Origin of the sequence: Pseudomonas sp. MWU13-2517 (assembly GCF_023242545.1) — a bacterium.
GTDB lineage: Bacteria > Pseudomonadota > Gammaproteobacteria > Pseudomonadales > Pseudomonadaceae > Aquipseudomonas.
The window spans coordinates 1-15,027 of the sequence record NZ_JALMFA010000003.1 but is presented as its reverse complement, the minus strand read 5'-3'; the positions used below and the strand labels follow the sequence as shown (position 1 = coordinate 15,027).

At 61.2% G+C, this 15,027-nt stretch carries 13 protein-coding genes; 8 read left to right on the top strand and 5 right to left on the bottom strand.

Annotated elements, in window-relative coordinates; all coding sequences use genetic code 11:
* Positions 1-34: 34 nt before the first annotated feature.
* From M5B97_RS05090 to M5B97_RS05080, 3 genes are all read right to left on the bottom strand, one after another.
* The gene (locus tag M5B97_RS05090) at positions 35-1,000 is read right to left on the bottom strand and encodes an L-carnitine dehydrogenase (protein WP_123717244.1); all 966 of its coding nucleotides are present in this window, start codon (positions 998-1,000) and stop codon (positions 35-37) included.
* An 80-nt stretch (positions 1,001-1,080) separates the two neighbouring features.
* Positions 1,081-1,968, bottom strand: a complete 888-nt coding sequence (locus tag M5B97_RS05085) for a 3-keto-5-aminohexanoate cleavage protein (protein WP_248730923.1) — start codon at positions 1,966-1,968, stop codon at positions 1,081-1,083.
* Positions 1,969-2,045: 77 nt separating this feature from the next.
* Positions 2,046-2,990: a choline ABC transporter substrate-binding protein gene (locus M5B97_RS05080; RefSeq protein WP_123717245.1), complete on the bottom strand. Its 945-nt coding sequence runs from the start codon at positions 2,988-2,990 to the stop codon at positions 2,046-2,048.
* 193 nt (positions 2,991-3,183) lie between these two features.
* Between M5B97_RS05080 and M5B97_RS05075 the strand changes: the two genes are divergently transcribed.
* Both M5B97_RS05075 and M5B97_RS05070 read left to right on the top strand, forming a co-directional pair.
* Complete coding sequence (locus M5B97_RS05075) at positions 3,184-4,128, top strand: GlxA family transcriptional regulator (RefSeq protein ID WP_167659689.1); 945 nt, start codon at positions 3,184-3,186, stop codon at positions 4,126-4,128.
* 68 nt (positions 4,129-4,196) lie between these two features.
* Entirely contained in the window at positions 4,197-5,375 is a 1,179-nt protein-coding gene (locus M5B97_RS05070) for an AAA family ATPase (protein ID WP_134659080.1), read from the top strand.
* A 122-nt stretch (positions 5,376-5,497) separates the two neighbouring features.
* Here the strand turns inward: M5B97_RS05070 and M5B97_RS05065 are convergent, their stop codons facing one another.
* Entirely contained in the window at positions 5,498-5,914 is a 417-nt protein-coding gene (locus M5B97_RS05065; protein WP_248730922.1) for a DUF3010 family protein, read from the bottom strand.
* Positions 5,915-5,954: 40 nt separating this feature from the next.
* Positions 5,955-6,356 carry a lysozyme inhibitor LprI family protein gene (locus tag M5B97_RS05060; protein WP_123717248.1) on the bottom strand — a complete coding sequence of 134 codons (402 nt, stop codon included), beginning with the start codon at positions 6,354-6,356 and terminating at the stop codon, positions 5,955-5,957.
* A 217-nt stretch (positions 6,357-6,573) separates the two neighbouring features.
* Here M5B97_RS05060 and M5B97_RS05055 point away from each other — a divergent pair, with 217 nt between their 5' ends.
* From M5B97_RS05055 to M5B97_RS05030, 6 genes are all read left to right on the top strand, one after another.
* Entirely contained in the window at positions 6,574-7,551 is a 978-nt protein-coding gene (locus M5B97_RS05055; RefSeq protein ID WP_060753372.1) for a dipeptidase, read from the top strand.
* A 77-nt stretch (positions 7,552-7,628) separates the two neighbouring features.
* Complete coding sequence (locus M5B97_RS05050; protein WP_008083165.1) at positions 7,629-8,159, top strand: DUF5943 domain-containing protein; 531 nt, start codon at positions 7,629-7,631, stop codon at positions 8,157-8,159.
* A 15-nt stretch (positions 8,160-8,174) separates the two neighbouring features.
* Positions 8,175-10,235 (top strand): dimethylglycine demethylation protein DgcA, encoded by a 2,061-nt coding sequence (gene dgcA / locus M5B97_RS05045; protein WP_123717249.1) that lies wholly within the window; start codon positions 8,175-8,177, stop codon positions 10,233-10,235.
* 171 nt (positions 10,236-10,406) lie between these two features.
* On the top strand, positions 10,407-12,350 hold the full coding sequence (dgcB, locus tag M5B97_RS05040; protein ID WP_248730921.1) for a dimethylglycine demethylation protein DgcB: 1,944 nt from the start codon (positions 10,407-10,409) through the stop codon (positions 12,348-12,350).
* Positions 12,350-13,570: an electron transfer flavoprotein subunit alpha/FixB family protein gene (locus tag M5B97_RS05035; RefSeq protein WP_248730920.1), complete on the top strand. Its 1,221-nt coding sequence runs from the start codon at positions 12,350-12,352 to the stop codon at positions 13,568-13,570. Before dgcB ends, M5B97_RS05035 begins: the two co-directional genes overlap by 1 nt.
* Before the next feature lie 10 nt (positions 13,571-13,580).
* Positions 13,581-14,351 (top strand): electron transfer flavoprotein subunit beta, encoded by a 771-nt coding sequence (locus M5B97_RS05030; RefSeq protein WP_248730919.1) that lies wholly within the window; start codon positions 13,581-13,583, stop codon positions 14,349-14,351.
* The last annotated feature ends 676 nt before the right edge of the window (positions 14,352-15,027 follow it).

Sequence of the window (15,027 nt, the reverse complement as noted above, 5' to 3'; positions counted from 1 at the left end):
CAAAAGTGAGGGAGGGGCACCCCTCCCACATAGGTTATTCGGCGAAGGTCATGCCGTGCTTGGCCTTGGTGGTTTTCACTGCCTCCAGTACGGCGAGCAGGCAGTCATCACGATAGCGCTCCAGCGCCGAAATGCTGTGTCTACCCAACTGGTCGCTGGTGCCGTCGACCACGTCGTCGATCAATTTATCGGTCAGCTCCGGCGCCGGCAGATACGTCCAGGGCAACTGCAATGCCGGTCCGAATTGCGCCATGAAGTGCCGCATCCCGGCATCGCCGCCCGCCAGGGTATAGGTCAGGAACGTGCCCATGAACGACCAGCGCAAGCCCGCGCCAAAACGAATCGCGTCGTCAATTTCACCGGTGGTGGCCACACCGTCATTCACCAGGTGCAGCGCCTCACGCCACAACGCTTCAAGCAGGCGGTCGGCGATAAAGCCGGGGACTTCCTTGCGTACATGCAGCGGGCGCATGCCAAGGGATTCGTACACGTTGATCGCGGCTTGAATAGCCTCCGGCGCGGTGTGCTTGCCGCCTACCACTTCCACCAGCGGCAGCAGGTAAACCGGGTTGAACGGGTGGCCGACCACGCAGCGTTCCGGGTGGGTCGAGCCTTCATAGAACTCGCTGGGCAGCAGGCCGGAAGTGCTCGAGCCGATCAACGCATTCGGCTTGGCCGCCGCGCTGATCTTGCTGTGCAACTCCAGCTTCAGCTCCAACCTTTCCGGGGCGCTTTCCTGAATGAAGTCGGCGTCTTTCACACATTCTTCAATGGTGGAAACAAAGCGCAGGCGGTCCTGGGATGCACCCGGTGCCAGGCCCTGTTTTTCCAGGGCACCCCAGGCATTGGCGACGCGCTTGCGCAAGGCGGCTTCCGCGCCGGGCGCCGGGTCCCAGGCGATCACGTCCAGGCCGTGGGCGAGGGCGCGGGATACCCAGCCGCTGCCGATGACACCGCTGCCCAGGGCGGCGAAAGTTTTGATTTCAGTGATAAAGCTCATGGCGCATTCCTGAAGAGTTCGCTGATCCCTGTGGGAGTGGCTTGCTCCCTCCCACATTTTTGATTCGGTTACGGCAGGGGTTAACCGCGCTGGGTAAGGCCCATCTTCACGCGGCCTTCTGCCGGGGTCATGACCCGTGCACCCAGGCGGCTGAGGATTTCACCGGCGCGTTCTACCAGTTGGCCATTGGTGGCGAGCACGCCTTTGTCCAGCCACAGGTTGTCTTCCAGGCCAACCCGCACGTTGCCGCCCAGCAGCACCGCTTGCGCCGCCATTGGCATTTGCATGCGGCCGATACCGAAGCCGGCCCACACCGCGTCGGCGGGCAGGTTGTCGACCATGGCCTTCATGGTGGTGGTGTCGGCCGGTGCGCCCCATGGGATGCCCAGGCACAGTTGAAACAGCGGGTTGTCGAGCAGGCCTTCCTTGATCATCTGCTTGGCGAACCACAGGTGGCCGGTGTCGAAGATTTCCAGTTCGGCCTTTACGCCCAGTTCCTGGATGCGTTTGGCGCCTGCGCGCAGTTGCGCCGGGGTGGACACGTAAATAGTGTCGCCGTCGCCGAAGTTCAGGGTGCCGCAATCCAGGGTGCAGATCTCCGGCAGCAGTTCCTCTACATGGGCCAGGCGGGTCAATGGGCCGACCAGGTCGGTGTTGGGGCCGAACTCCATCGGGTTTTCGCCGGCGCCGATTTCCAGGTCGCCGCCCATGCCGGCGGTGAGGTTGACGATGATGTCGATGTCGGCCTCACGGATGCGCTCCATCACTTCGCGGTACAGCGCGACGTCGCGGCTGAACTTGCCGGTGTGCGGGTCACGGACGTGGCAGTGCACTACGGTGGCGCCGGCCTTGGCGGCTTCAACGGCGGCCGCTGCGATTTGTTTGGGCGTGACCGGCACGTGTGGGCTTTTGGCGGTCGTGTCGCCAGCACCGGTGAGTGCGCAGGTGATGATGACGTCGTGGTTCATGGTGCAGTTCCTTACAGGCGGGCATAGTGATGCCGTGCGCAGCCGGGCGTGGCTGCGTCACGGTGATTCGGGTCAGGTTATTTGCTGGTCAGCTGCAGGTTGGCAGCAGCCGGTTTGCCGTCGAAAGTGGTCACGCCCGCCAGCCAGCGCTGCTGGTCTTGCGGGTGATCCTTGAGCCACTGTTTGGCGGACTCGATGGGGTCCTTGTGATCCAGCAGCGGCTGCATCATCCGGCTCTCGTCGGCGGCGGTGAACGTTAGATTGCTCAGCAGTTTATGAACGTTGGGGCACTGTTCGGCGTAGGTGGGCGACGTCACGCTCCACACCGTGGCCATGCCTTCGTTCGGGCCGAGGGCGTCGTCGCTGCCGGTGAGGTAGGTCATGGCGACGTTGACGTTCATCGGGTGCGGCGCCCAGCCGAAGAACACCACGGCTTCCTTGCGGCGTACCGCACGGTCGACGGCGGCGAGCATGCCGGCCTCGCTGGACTCCACCAACTGGAATTTACCCAGGCCGAACTGGTTCTTGGCAATCATGGCCTTGATCTGGGTGTTGGCCCCCGACCCTGGCTCGATGCCATAGATCTTGCCGCCCAGCTCTTTCTCGAACTTGGCGATGTCGGCGAAGGTTTTCAGGCCCTTGTCCGCCAGGTAAGTCGGCACGGCGAGGGTGGCGCGTGCATCTTCCAGGCTGGGTTTGTCGAGCACCTTGACTTGCTTGGCGTCGATGAATGGCGTGATGGTCTGGGTCATCAGCGGGTTCCAGTACCCCAGGAACAGGTCCAGGCGCTGGTCGCGGATACCGGCGAAGATGATTTGCTGGGAGGCGCTGGTTTGTTTGGTCTTGTAGCCGAGGCCATCGAGCAGCACTTGGGTCATGGCACTGGTGGCGATTACGTCGGTCCAGTTCACCACGCCCATGCGCACGTTCTGGCAAGACGCTGCGTCGGCAGCCATTACGTTCGTGCTCAAGATGGCGCTGGCGCTGAGTGCAAGCACGCAGCGGCTGATCAGTCGGTTCATGGTGGTTCCCTCGGCAGGTCGTTATTGTGGGTTCCGGCGTCTTTGTGCGCCGTGAGCCCAAGTTACGCAAGCCAGTGGGCGGCAAAGCGCACGGCGGCGACCAGCTCTTGCACTGCAGCGACCTGCCCCCTTGAATCCGCCCATGAACGGGAGTATCACAGTGCCACGCTGCCCGTATGACGAGTGCGCCACCATGTCCCAGGATTTCTACTTTTTGCTGATGCCGGGTTTCTCGGCCATTGGCTTTATCTCCGCGCTGGAACCCCTGCGGGTGGCCAACCGTTTTCGTGGCGAGCTGTACCGCTGGCACGTGTTGAGTGCCGATGGCGGCGCAGTGCTGGCGAGCAATGGCATGTCGGTCAATGCCGACGCTGCGCTGGAACCGCTGAAAAAAGGCGCGACGTTGCTGGTGGTCGCCGGCTTTGAACCGTTGCAGTTCGCCACGCCTGCACTGGAGCACTGGCTGCGCCGTCTCGACCACGACGGAGTGACCCTTGGCGCCATTGATACCGGTGCCTGCGTGCTCGCTGAAGCTGGCCTGCTCGACGGCCATCGCCTGACCCTGCACTGGGAAGCCATCGACGCCTTCAAGGAATCGTATCCACACTTGAGCGTGACCCAGGAATTGTTCGAAATTGACCGGCGCCGCATCACCTGTGCCGGTGGCACGGCCTCCATCGACCTGATGCTCGACCTGATCGCGCAGGCCCACGGCCCGGAGCTGGCGATTCAAGTTTCCGAACAGTTCGTGCTCGGCCGTATCCGTCCACGCAAAGACCACCAGCGCATGCAGATCGCCACGCGCTACGGCATCAACAACAAGAAGCTGGTGCAAGTGATCGGCGAGATGGAGCAGCACACCGAGCCGCCGCTGAGCACCCTGGCCCTGGCCGAGGCGATCAAGGTGACCCGGCGGCAGCTGGAGCGGCTGTTTCGCCTGCACTTGAATGATACGCCGAGCAACTTCTACCTCGGTCTACGCCTGGAAAAGGCCCGGCAACTGTTGCGCCAGAGCGATATGAGCGTGCTGGAAGTGAGCATTGCCTGTGGGTTTGAGTCACCGTCGTATTTCACCCGCAGTTACCGCGCACGGTTTGCGAAGTGCCCGCGGGAGGATCGGCGACGGGAGGTGGTTTGACGGGCAATTATAGTAATTTATACTCGTTACTATAATTTATAGCTGAACCAATAATTGAGTATAAAAGCATGTCCAAGAACAGCGGCTTTGTGTTTCGCCGCCCCGCCCTGGCAAGCAGCATAGCCGACGGTTTGGTGGGGGCGGGTATTCAGGACTTCACGTCGGGCCTGTTCCTCGCGGCACCCCGGCGCACCGGGAAAAGCACTTTTTTGCGTGAAGACCTGATTCCCGAGTGCCAACTGCGGGGTTGGCTGACCGTCTACGTCGATCTGTGGGCCGACAAAGAGCAAGATCCGGCAGAGTTGATCGCCGGCGCTATCGCCGCTGCCCTGGTGCCCTACGAAAAGGGCATTCGTAAACTGGCCAAGAACATCGGGATCGAGAAGCTGAGCTTTCTGCGTACCTTGTCCTGGGACTTTACCAAGCCACAACTGCCTGTCGGTGCGACGCTGACCCAGGCCCTGGAATTACTCCACAATGCTGCGGAAAAACCTGTCGTGTTGGTGATTGACGAGGCGCAGCACGCATTAACCAGCGAGTCGGGGATCAACGCGATGTTCGCGTTGAAGGCCGCCCGGGATCAGCTCAACCAAGGCCGTGACGAGGATGGCAGCGGTTTGCACCTGGTGTTCACCGGCTCAAACCGCGACAAGCTGGCCCATTTGGTGTTGGGTAAGAGTCAGCCGTTCTTCGGGTCCAGCATCACGCCGTTTCCGCTGCTGGGTAAAGAGTTCACCCGGGCCTACACTGCACACCTCAACGCGCACCTGGCCCAGACCAACCAATTCAACGCGGCCGATATTGATGAAGCCTTCGAGCTGGTAGGTCGACGCCCCGAGATGCTGCGCACGATCATCGGTGAAGTGGCGCTGGAGCTGGGCGAGGCGAGCAACCTCGGTCAACTGCTGCACAGTCGCGCCGAATTGCTGCGCGCCGGGGTGTGGACCGAATTCGAAAGCGCCTGGAACAACCTCACCGTGCCCCAGCGCGCCGTGCTGGAAGTGATGGTGGAGCGCTCTCAAAACAACGAACCTTTCGCACCCTTCACCGACAGCACGATCACGGCCGTCAGCAAAGTGCTGGAAGACATGGGCAGTGACGTGGTGCCGGGCACCCAGACCATTCAGGCGTGTATCGATGCCCTGCGGGATAAAGAACTGGTGTGGAAGTCGAGCCGGGGTGGGTATGCCCTGGAAGACAAATCCTTCGGGGAGTGGCTGCTGCACAAGCGCCGTACACCGGCCTGAGGCAACACCAATCCAATGTGGGGGCGGGCTTGCTCGCGAATACAGTGTGTCGGTTGGCGCATTCGGTACTGACCCGCCGCATTCGCGAGCAGGCCCGCTCCCACACTGGACTTCGGTGTGACTTACTTCTTTACCAAGGCCGAACAGGCCGCTTTATAAGCTTCGTGCTGATACTTGTTCAACGTCGTGGGCAGTTCAAAGCTGTGCTTCTTGTTCTGCGCGTTAATGGTCTGCGGCGACAGCAGCGTCACCTCAACCCCGTCGAGCAACTGAAACACGCCTTCAATCTTGAACGTGGTCGGGCCACCGGCAAACTCGCCTTTCTTGCTGCGCTTCTTGATCGCGATACGGGTGATGGCGTTTTCCTGCACAAACGCCTTCACCTGGGCGGCGAACGCTTTGACATTGGCCGCCTCGTCATCGTCTTCAAGGGCGATTTTCTTGGTGGACAGCGCGACATGGCTCAGCGCCTGGTCGCCCAGGGAGGCGACGGCGAGGATGGCTTCGCTGCCTTTGATTTCGATGCCGCAAATAGTCATGAATGGCCTTGGTTAAGAGAGAAGTGGCGCGGATTGTCGCTTATTCCTGCCCGATCGACTCCAAAAACTCCGACCGCTCATCACTCATCCGCGCCAGGCAATCATTCTGTTGAATGGCGTAGTCCTTGGTACCCGTCACCGCCGGAAAGGTGTCCACCGCACAATCGGCGTCGCGCAGTTTTTCCCACTTCTGCTGGGCGTCCTTCAGACGAGCGGTAATGTCCGCGAGCTGCGACTTGTTGCTGCCGTAGGTCGACGCCATGCGTTCGAGCAGGCCCTGGTAGTTATCTTTGAGCAATTGCTCGGCGGTGGTTTTGTTGAAAGTGGCGCATTCCAGGGTTTGTTTGTCGTTTTCGATGCCATCGCACGGTGTGTTGTCGGTGTCTTCAGCCGCGTGGGCGGTGGTTGCGATGAGTGCCAAAGCCAGGAAAATCGATTTCATTGCGCCGTCTCATATCAGGTAATGGCCGAATTCTGGCTCAAGCGTAAGACAAAGAACAGCCGCCAGTCAGGCCTCTCTTAACAGCCTTTGTCGCGGATTGACGCTTTCGGCAATTCCCCTGTCGTTTTTGCACCCGGTTCCGTCGGCCCCTGGGCATATGCTGGCCCAAAGCGCCGGCAGACGATTCGGCGCATGAATCGCCATAAGGGGACGCCTGATGAGCCCAGCCGAATTGCACGCCGACAGCATCGTTATCGACGGGCTGATTATTGCCAAGTGGAATCGCGACCTGTTCGAGGACATGCGCAAAGGGGGCCTCACCGCCGCCAACTGCACCGTGTCGGTGTGGGAAGGCTTCCAGGCCACTATCAATAACATCGTGGCCAGCCAGACCCTGATCCGTGAGAACAGCGACCTGGTGATCCCGGTGAAAACCACTGCGGATATCCGTCGCGCCAAGGAGTTGGGCAAGACCGGCATCATCTTCGGCTTCCAGAACGCCCACGCGTTCGAAGACCAGTTGGGCTATGTCGAGATCTTCAAGCAGCTCGGCGTGGGCGTCGTGCAGATGTGCTACAACACCCAGAACCTGGTCGGCACCGGTTGCTACGAGCGCGACGGCGGCCTGTCGGGCTTTGGGCGCGAGATTGTCGGCGAAATGAACCGCGTCGGCATCATGTGCGACCTGTCCCACGTGGGCTCCAAAACGTCCGAAGAAGTCATCCTCGAATCGAAAAAGCCGGTGTGCTACTCCCACTGCCTGCCATCGGGCCTTAAAGAGCACCCGCGCAACAAATCCGATGAAGAGCTGAAGTTCATCGCCGATCACGGCGGTTTTGTCGGCGTGACCATGTTCGCGCCATTCCTGGCCAAGGGCATCGATTCGACCATCGACGACTACGCCGAAGCCATCGAATACACCATGAACATCGTCGGCGAAGACGCTATCGGTATCGGCACCGACTTCACCCAGGGGCATGGCCAGGATTTCTTCGAGATGCTGACCCATGACAAGGGCTACGCCCGCCGCCTGACCAACTTCGGCAAGATCATCAACCCGCTGGGCATCCGCACCGTGGGCGAGTTCCCCAACCTCACTGAGACCCTGCTCAAGCGCGGCCACCCTGAACGGGTAGTGCGCAAGATCATGGGCGAGAACTGGGTCAATGTCCTGAAGGACGTCTGGGGCGAATAAGCCACCGCCAACGCATCTTCTCCCTCGGCCGTTCGTGTCGGGGGAACTACACAAGAATTTTCTGGAGTTAAGTTTCCATGGCCAAGATCGCCCCGCAATTGCCAATCGAAGTCGACAGCGAAACCGGTGTCTGGACCTCCGACGCCCTGCCGATGCTGTATGTGCCGCGCCACTTCTTCGTCAACAACCACATGGGCATTGAAGAGGTGTTGGGCGCTGAAGCCTACGCCGAAATTCTCTACAAGGCCGGCTACAAATCCGCCTGGCACTGGTGTGAAAAAGAAGCCGAGTGCCATGGCCTGGAAGGCGTCGCGGTGTTCGAACACTACATGAAGCGCCTGTCGCAACGCGGCTGGGGCCTGTTCAAGATCCAGGACATCGACCTCGACAAAGGCACCGCCAGCGTCAAGCTCGAACACTCCGCTTTCGTCTACGTGTACGGCAAGGTCGGACGCAAGGTCGACTACATGTTCACCGGCTGGTTTGCCGGCGCCATGGACCAGATCCTTGAAGCGCGTGGCAGCAAGATCCGCACTGTGGCTGAACAAGTCTACGGAGGCTCCGAAGAGGGCCACGATGATGGCTTGTTCACCGTCAAGCCGTTGTAAGCCGAGGACCGTGCCATGGCTTTCGAAGCAATGTTCCAGCCGATCCAGATCGGCAAACTGACCATCCGCAACCGCGTGCTCAGTACCGCCCACGCCGAGGTGTATGCCACCGACGGCGGGATGACCACTGACCGCTATGTGAAGTACTACGAAGAGAAAGCCAAGGGCGGTATCGGCCTGGCGATCTGCGGTGGATCCTCGGTGGTGGCCATCGACAGTCCCCAGGAATGGTGGAGCTCGGTGAACCTGTCCACCGACCGCATCATCCCGCACTTCCAGAACCTGGCCGACGCCATGCACAAGCATGGCGCCAAGATCATGATCCAGATTACCCACATGGGGCGTCGCTCCCGCTGGGACGGCTTCAACTGGCCGACCTTGATGTCGCCGTCCGGCGTGCGTGAGCCGGTGCACCGTGCCACCTGCAAAACCATCGAGCCGGAAGAAATCTGGCGCGTGATCGGCAACTACGCCCAGGCTGCGCGTCGCGCCAAGGCCGGTGGCCTGGACGGGGTGGAACTGTCCGCCGTGCACCAGCACATGATCGACCAGTTCTGGAGCCCACGGGTCAACAAGCGTACCGACGAATGGGGCGGCACCTTTGAGGGCCGCATGAAATTCGGCCTGGAAGTGTTGAAAGCCGTGCGTGCCGAGGTAGGTGACGACTTCTGCGTAGGCATGCGCCTGTGCGGTGACGAGTTCCACCCGGATGGCCTGTCCCACGAGGACATGAAACAGATCGCCAAGTATTACGACGACACCGGCATGCTCGATTTCATCGGCGTGGTGGGATCGGGGTGCGACACCCATAACACCCTGGCCAACGTGATCCCGAACATGAGTTATCCACCGGAGCCGTTCCTGCACTTGGCTGCCGGTATCAAGGAAGTGGTCAAGGTCCCGGTGCTGCACGCGCAGAACATCAAGGACCCGAACCAGGCCACGCGCATCCTTGAAGGCGGTTATGTGGACATGGTCGGCATGACCCGTGCGCATATCGCCGACCCGCACCTGATCGCCAAGATCAAGATGGGCCAGATCGACCAGATCAAACAATGCGTGGGCGCCAACTACTGCATCGACCGCCAGTACCAGGGCCTGGACGTGCTGTGTATCCAGAACGCCGCGACCTCCCGTGAATACATGGGCGTGCCGCACATCATCGAGAAATCCACCGGGCCCAAACGCAAAGTCGTGGTGGTCGGCGCCGGCCCTGCCGGGATGGAAGCGGCACGGGTTGCCGCCGAACGTGGCCACGACGTGACCCTGTTCGAGAAAAAAGAATTCATTGGTGGGCAGATCACCACGGCCTCCAAGGCACCGCAGCGCGACCAGATTGCGGGCATCACCCGCTGGTACCAGTTGGAGCTGGCGCGCTTGAAAGTCGACCTGCGCCTGGGGGTGGCGGCCGATGCCGACACCATCCTCGACCTGCGTCCCGATGTGGTCGTGCTGGCAGTGGGTGGGCAGCCGAACGTGGAGCAGAACGAACACTGGGGCGCCGCCGAAGGCTTGATAGTGAGCAGCTGGGATGTGCTCGACGGCAAAGTCGCACCGGGCAAGAACGTGTTGGTCTACGACACCATCTGCGAGTTCACCGGCATGTCGGTGGCGGACTTCCTCGCGGACAAAGGTAGCCAGGTCGAGATCGTCACCGACGACATCAAGCCGGGCGTGGCCATCGGTGGTACGTCGTTCCCGACCTACTACCGCAGCATGTACCCCAAGGAAGTGATCATGACCGGCGACATGATGCTGGAGAAGGTCTACCGCGAGGGCGACAAGTTGGTGGCGGTGCTGGAGAACGAATACACCGGCGCCAAAGAGGAGCGGGTGGTGGACCAGGTGGTCGTCGAGAACGGCGTGCGCCCTGACGAAGCGATCTACTACGCGCTGAAGGAAGGTTCGCGCAACAAGGGGCAGATCGACGTCGAAGCGCTGTTCGCAATCAAGCCGCAGCCCATCTTGAGTGAGCCGGGTGATGGGTACTTGCTGTTCCGCATCGGTGACTGTGTGGCCCAGCGCAACACCCACGCCGCGATCTATGACGCCCTGCGCCTGTGCAAGGATTTCTAAGTCGACACTGAACCAAAGTGGACTCGGTTTAAATGTGGGAGGGGGCTCGCCCCCGATAGCGATGGGTCAGCTACAGCTCTACCAACTGACACTCTGCCATCGGGGGCCAGCCCCCTCCCGCATTCAAGGCCCGTTTCACAGTAGACCTATGAGGTCTGTGGGAGCTTCACCATGTTGAACACCTTGCTGCCTATTCTCTTATTTGCCGCCCTGGGGCTTGCTGTCCTTGGGGCGCTTCGGCGTGTCGCGATGTGGCGTCGGGGCCGCGCGTCCAAAGTCGATTTGATCGGCGGCCTGCTGGCCATGCCCAAGCGCTACATGGTCGACCTGCACCACGTGGTGGCCCGTGACAAATACATTGCCAATACCCACGTCGCCACGGCGTTGGGCTTTGTGCTGTCGGCATTGCTGGCGATCCTGGTGCATGGTTTCGGCTTGCATAACCGCATCCTCGGCTATGCCTTGCTGCTGGCCTCGGTGCTGATGTTTGTCGGCGCCACCTTCGTCTATCTGCGTCGACGCAACCCGCCGTCACGCCTGTCGAAAGGCCCGTGGATGCGCCTGCCGAAAAGCCTGATGGCATTCTCGGTGAGTTTCTTCCTGGTGACCCTGCCGGTAGCCGGGGTGCTGCCTGCCGACTTCGGCGGCTGGCTGCTCGCGGCGTTGTTGAGCGTGGGTGTGCTGTGGGGCGTATCGGAGATGTTCTTCGGCATGACCTGGGGCGGCCCGATGAAGCACGCCTTTGCCGGCGCCCTGCACCTGGCCTGGCACCGTCGCGCCGAGCGCTTCGGTGGCGGGCGTTCCACCGGTTTGAAACCCTTGGACCTGAGCGATAAAACCGCGCCGCTGGGGGTGGAGAAACCCAAGGACTTTACCTGGAACCAACTGCTCGGCTTCGACGCCTGCGTGCAATGCGGCAAATGCGAAGCCGCGTGCCCGGCTTTCGCTGCCGGCCAACCGCTGAACCCGAAAAAACTCATTCAAGACATGGTGGTCGGCCTGGCTGGCGGCACCGACGCCAAGTTTGCCGGCAGCCCGTATCCAGGCAAAGCCATTGGCGAACACGGCGGCAACCCGCATCAGCCGATCGTCAATGGCCTGGTGGACGCCGAAACCTTGTGGTCGTGCACCACCTGCCGTGCGTGTGTGGAAGAGTGCCCGATGATGATCGAGCACGTGGACGCCATCGTAGACATGCGCCGCCACCTGACATTGGAAAAAGGCGCCACGCCAAACAAAGGTGCCGAAGTCCTGGAAAACCTGATCGCCACCGACAACCCTGGCGGTTTCGCACCGGGCGGGCGTCTGAACTGGGCGGCCGACCTGAACCTGCCATTGCTCAGTGACACGGGCCGCTGCGAGGTGCTGTTCTGGGTCGGTGATGGCGCCTTCGACATGCGCAATCAGCGCACCCTGCGTGCATTCGTCAAAGTACTCAAGGCCGCCAAGGTCGACTTCGCCGTACTCGGCCTGGAAGAACGTGACAGCGGCGATGTGGCGCGACGCCTGGGCGACGAAGCCACCTTCCAACTGCTGGCCACGCGCAACATCCAGACCTTGGCCAAGTACAGCTTCAAGCGCATCGTCACCTGCGACCCGCACAGTTTCCATGTGCTGAAAAACGAATACGGCGCCTTCAACGGCAACTACCTGGTGCAACACCACAGCACCTTCATGGCCGAGCTGATCGGCGAGGGCGCGCTGAACCTGGGCCAGCACAAGGGCAACAGCGTGACCTACCACGACCCTTGTTACCTGGGCCGCTACAACGGCGAATACGAAGCCCCGCGCCAAGTGCTGCGTGCACTGCGTATCGAGGTCAAGGAAATGCAACGTTCCGGCTTCCGTTCCCGCTGCTGCGGCGGCGGTGGCGGCGCACCGATCACTGACATTCCCGGCAAGCAACGTATCCCCGATATGCGCATGGAAGACATCCGTGAAACCGGCGCCGAACTGGTGGCCGTGGGCTGCCCGCAGTGTACGGCGATGCTTGAAGGTGTGGTGGAGCCTCGGCCATTGATCAAGGACATCGCTGAACTGGTCGCCGACGCGTTGCTCGAAGACGCCGCGCCTGCCAAAGCCCCTTTGAAACGTGAACCTGCGGAGGTGCACTGATGAGCGACATTATCCGCCGCGACCCACGGGCCGAATGGATCGCACGTAACCGCCTGCACCCGTTGCATGCGGCGATGCAGCCGGTGCAACACAGCTGGATGGGGCCCAACGGCATCATCCGCAAGAACGTGCACGGTGTCGGTTTCATCGGCCCCAATGGCATCAAGCGCATCGACCGCAGCGGCGCCCAGCAGGGCGGCGCGACCAAGCGTACGGCGGCCGCCGAAGTGCAGTTGCCACTGCATCAGGTGGCGGCGCCCGCGTTCTACATCAACGTGGTGCCGGACATGGTCGGTGGCCGCTTGAGCAGCCACGACCGCGACTTGCTCGGCCTGGCGCGGCATCTCGCCGGCAGCGACGGCGCCGTGCTGGCCGTGGTGTTTGGGGAGCATAAGGAAAGTGCTTTTGCCACCGCCGGTGTGGATCGCCTGCTGGTGCTGGAAGGGCATGAGTTCGACGGTTATTCACCGGAGCAGCGTGTGCACGGTTTACGCGCTGTGGATAACCAGTTCAACCCGCGTCACTGGCTCTTGCCGGATAGCCGCAGTGGGGGTGGTGAGTTGGGGCGGCGTTTTGCCGCCAGCCTCAAGGAGCGCCCCGCCACGCGGGTATGGCAGATCAAGGGTGGGGAATGCATCGGCCGCGCCGGCGCCGGCCAGGAAGACTTGGCTCGGCCATTGCCACGCTTGATTCTGGCGGCTGCCGAATGTGCCGACCCGGTCAGCGAGACCCGTCACGAAGTGTTGCCCGTGGAGTTATCCACAGCCCTGGCTCGCAGCCTGCCGCGCATCGAAGATCTCGGTGCGGTGGCGGTGGACCCGGCGGCGATCCCCATGGCCGAAGCTGAATTCATCTTCTCTGGCGGCAACGGCGTGAAGGATTGGGCGCTGTTCCACCAGACCGCTGCCGCCCTGGGCGCCACCGAAGGCGCTTCGCGGGTAGCAGTGGACGACGGCTTCATGGCCCGGGATCGCCAGGTCGGCGCGAGCGGCACCTGGGTCACCGCCCGCGTCTATGTGGCCGTGGGTATTTCCGGAGCGATCCAGCACCTGCAAGGCATTGGTGCCTGCGACAAGGTGGTGGCGATCAACCTCGACCCCGGCTGCGACATGATCAAGCGTGCCGACCTGTCGGTGATCGGCGAGAGCGCCGCGATATTGCAAGCCTTGATCGATGCGGTCGCGGCCTACCGCAACGGCGCCAAGCGCGATGCAGCTTAGGGATATGACCATGACGACGAATGTAATCAGCCTGGTTTCGATTGGTGCCCATCCCACTTCCGGGCGCCCGCGTCGTGCGGAGCAGGATGCGCGCGCGGTCGAACTCGGCCTGCAAATGGCTGGGGATAAGTTGCAGGTGCTGCACGCCGGCAACATCGCCGAACCGACCTTGCGCAGTTACCTGGGCATGGGTTTGCCGCAGTTGCATGTGCTGGAGCAACCGGCGGGCAGCGATGCCTTGCCGGTGCTCAGTGAGTACCTGCGTGACGCGGGAGCCCAGGTGGTGCTCGCCGGCAGCCAGGCGGAAACCGGTGAAGGTTCGGGCATGTTGCCGTTCCTGCTGGCCGAGCAATTGGGCTGGCCGCTGATTGTCGGGCTCGCACAGGTGGAGTCTATCGACGGCGGCGTAGCCCACGTGCTGCAAGCCTTGCCCCGTGGTCAGCGGCGGCGCTTGAAGGTGCGCCTGCCGTTTCTGGCCACGGTGGATAACGCGGCGCCCAAGCCTCGGCAAAGTGCCTACGGGCCAGCCCAACGCGGCGAGCTGGCAGCCCATGAGGTCGAAGTGCAAGAGGATGAGTTATTCGCAGGCGCCGTGCTGCAGCCGGCCAAGCCTCGGCCCAAGCGCCTCAAGGTGATCAAGGCCAAGAGCGGTGCCGACCGGATGAAGGCGGCCACCGCCAAAGCCAGTGGCGGCGGCGGGCAGGTTCTCAAGGATCTCAGCCCGCAAGCGGGCGCTGAAGCCATCCTCAAGCTGCTGGTTGAGGAGGGTGTGGTTCGCTGAACCTTGTACAAGTAGCGAGCTTGCTCGCGAAGAACGTTAACGATGACGCAGCGTGCCTGGTTTGACGCGGCGCTCTCAGGTTCTTCGCGAGCAAGCTCGTTCCTACAGGGAAACTGATATTACCCACAATCCCTGTTGACCCGTCTGTGGATAACCTGTTCGCGGTCGTCTACACCCCATGCAAATCAAGCCCTGCAACCCCCTGTACGAAAAACAACCAGCCTAACTGGCGGTTTTTCCTGGGTTTTTTACCTGATTCCATTCATTTTGTTGCGCAGACTTGCCCCCAAAGTCTGTTGGCGCTTCTGTGGATAAGATGTTCGCTATCAGCTACAGCCCATATAAAACAAGGCTTTCATGGAGTTGTTCGAAATTTGATCAATCTTGTCGTTTTACCGCCTGAAACGCCTGGATAGCCCGATTTATGAAGCTTTGACAGCCTTTTCCACAGCCCTGGAAAATTTGCCCCCAAAGTCTGTTGGTGTATCTGTGGATAAGGTGTTCGCGTACTGCTACAGCGCACGTTTTTCGTGGCCTGCAAGCAGTTGATCAATAAATGATCAGTGGTGTGTGAATCCCGTCGACTTGAATAAGTCACGGAATTTCTTCATTTATTTTTAGGCCGGGAGCGCACTTGCCCACAATTGCTGTGGGTGGCTCTGTGGGTAAGTTGTTG

What these genes read in the sequence shown, in the direction of transcription:
- M5B97_RS05030 (WP_248730919.1), top strand. Translation starts at nt 13,581, where the DNA reads ATGACGACGAATGTAATCAGCCTGGTTTCGATTGGTGCCCATCCCACT.
- M5B97_RS05065 (WP_248730922.1), bottom strand. Translation starts at nt 5,914, where the DNA reads ATGACTATTTGCGGCATCGAAATCAAAGGCAGCGAAGCCATCCTCGCC.
- M5B97_RS05075 (WP_167659689.1), top strand. Translation starts at nt 3,184, where the DNA reads ATGTCCCAGGATTTCTACTTTTTGCTGATGCCGGGTTTCTCGGCCATT.
- M5B97_RS05070 (WP_134659080.1), top strand. Translation starts at nt 4,197, where the DNA reads ATGTCCAAGAACAGCGGCTTTGTGTTTCGCCGCCCCGCCCTGGCAAGC.
- M5B97_RS05035 (WP_248730920.1), top strand. Translation starts at nt 12,350, where the DNA reads ATGAGCGACATTATCCGCCGCGACCCACGGGCCGAATGGATCGCACGT.
- dgcA (WP_123717249.1), top strand. Translation starts at nt 8,175, where the DNA reads ATGGCTTTCGAAGCAATGTTCCAGCCGATCCAGATCGGCAAACTGACC.
- M5B97_RS05085 (WP_248730923.1), bottom strand. Translation starts at nt 1,968, where the DNA reads ATGAACCACGACGTCATCATCACCTGCGCACTCACCGGTGCTGGCGAC.
- M5B97_RS05090 (WP_123717244.1), bottom strand. Translation starts at nt 1,000, where the DNA reads ATGAGCTTTATCACTGAAATCAAAACTTTCGCCGCCCTGGGCAGCGGT.
- M5B97_RS05055 (WP_060753372.1), top strand. Translation starts at nt 6,574, where the DNA reads ATGAGCCCAGCCGAATTGCACGCCGACAGCATCGTTATCGACGGGCTG.
- M5B97_RS05080 (WP_123717245.1), bottom strand. Translation starts at nt 2,990, where the DNA reads ATGAACCGACTGATCAGCCGCTGCGTGCTTGCACTCAGCGCCAGCGCC.
- M5B97_RS05060 (WP_123717248.1), bottom strand. Translation starts at nt 6,356, where the DNA reads ATGAAATCGATTTTCCTGGCTTTGGCACTCATCGCAACCACCGCCCAC.
- dgcB (WP_248730921.1), top strand. Translation starts at nt 10,407, where the DNA reads ATGTTGAACACCTTGCTGCCTATTCTCTTATTTGCCGCCCTGGGGCTT.
- M5B97_RS05050 (WP_008083165.1), top strand. Translation starts at nt 7,629, where the DNA reads ATGGCCAAGATCGCCCCGCAATTGCCAATCGAAGTCGACAGCGAAACC.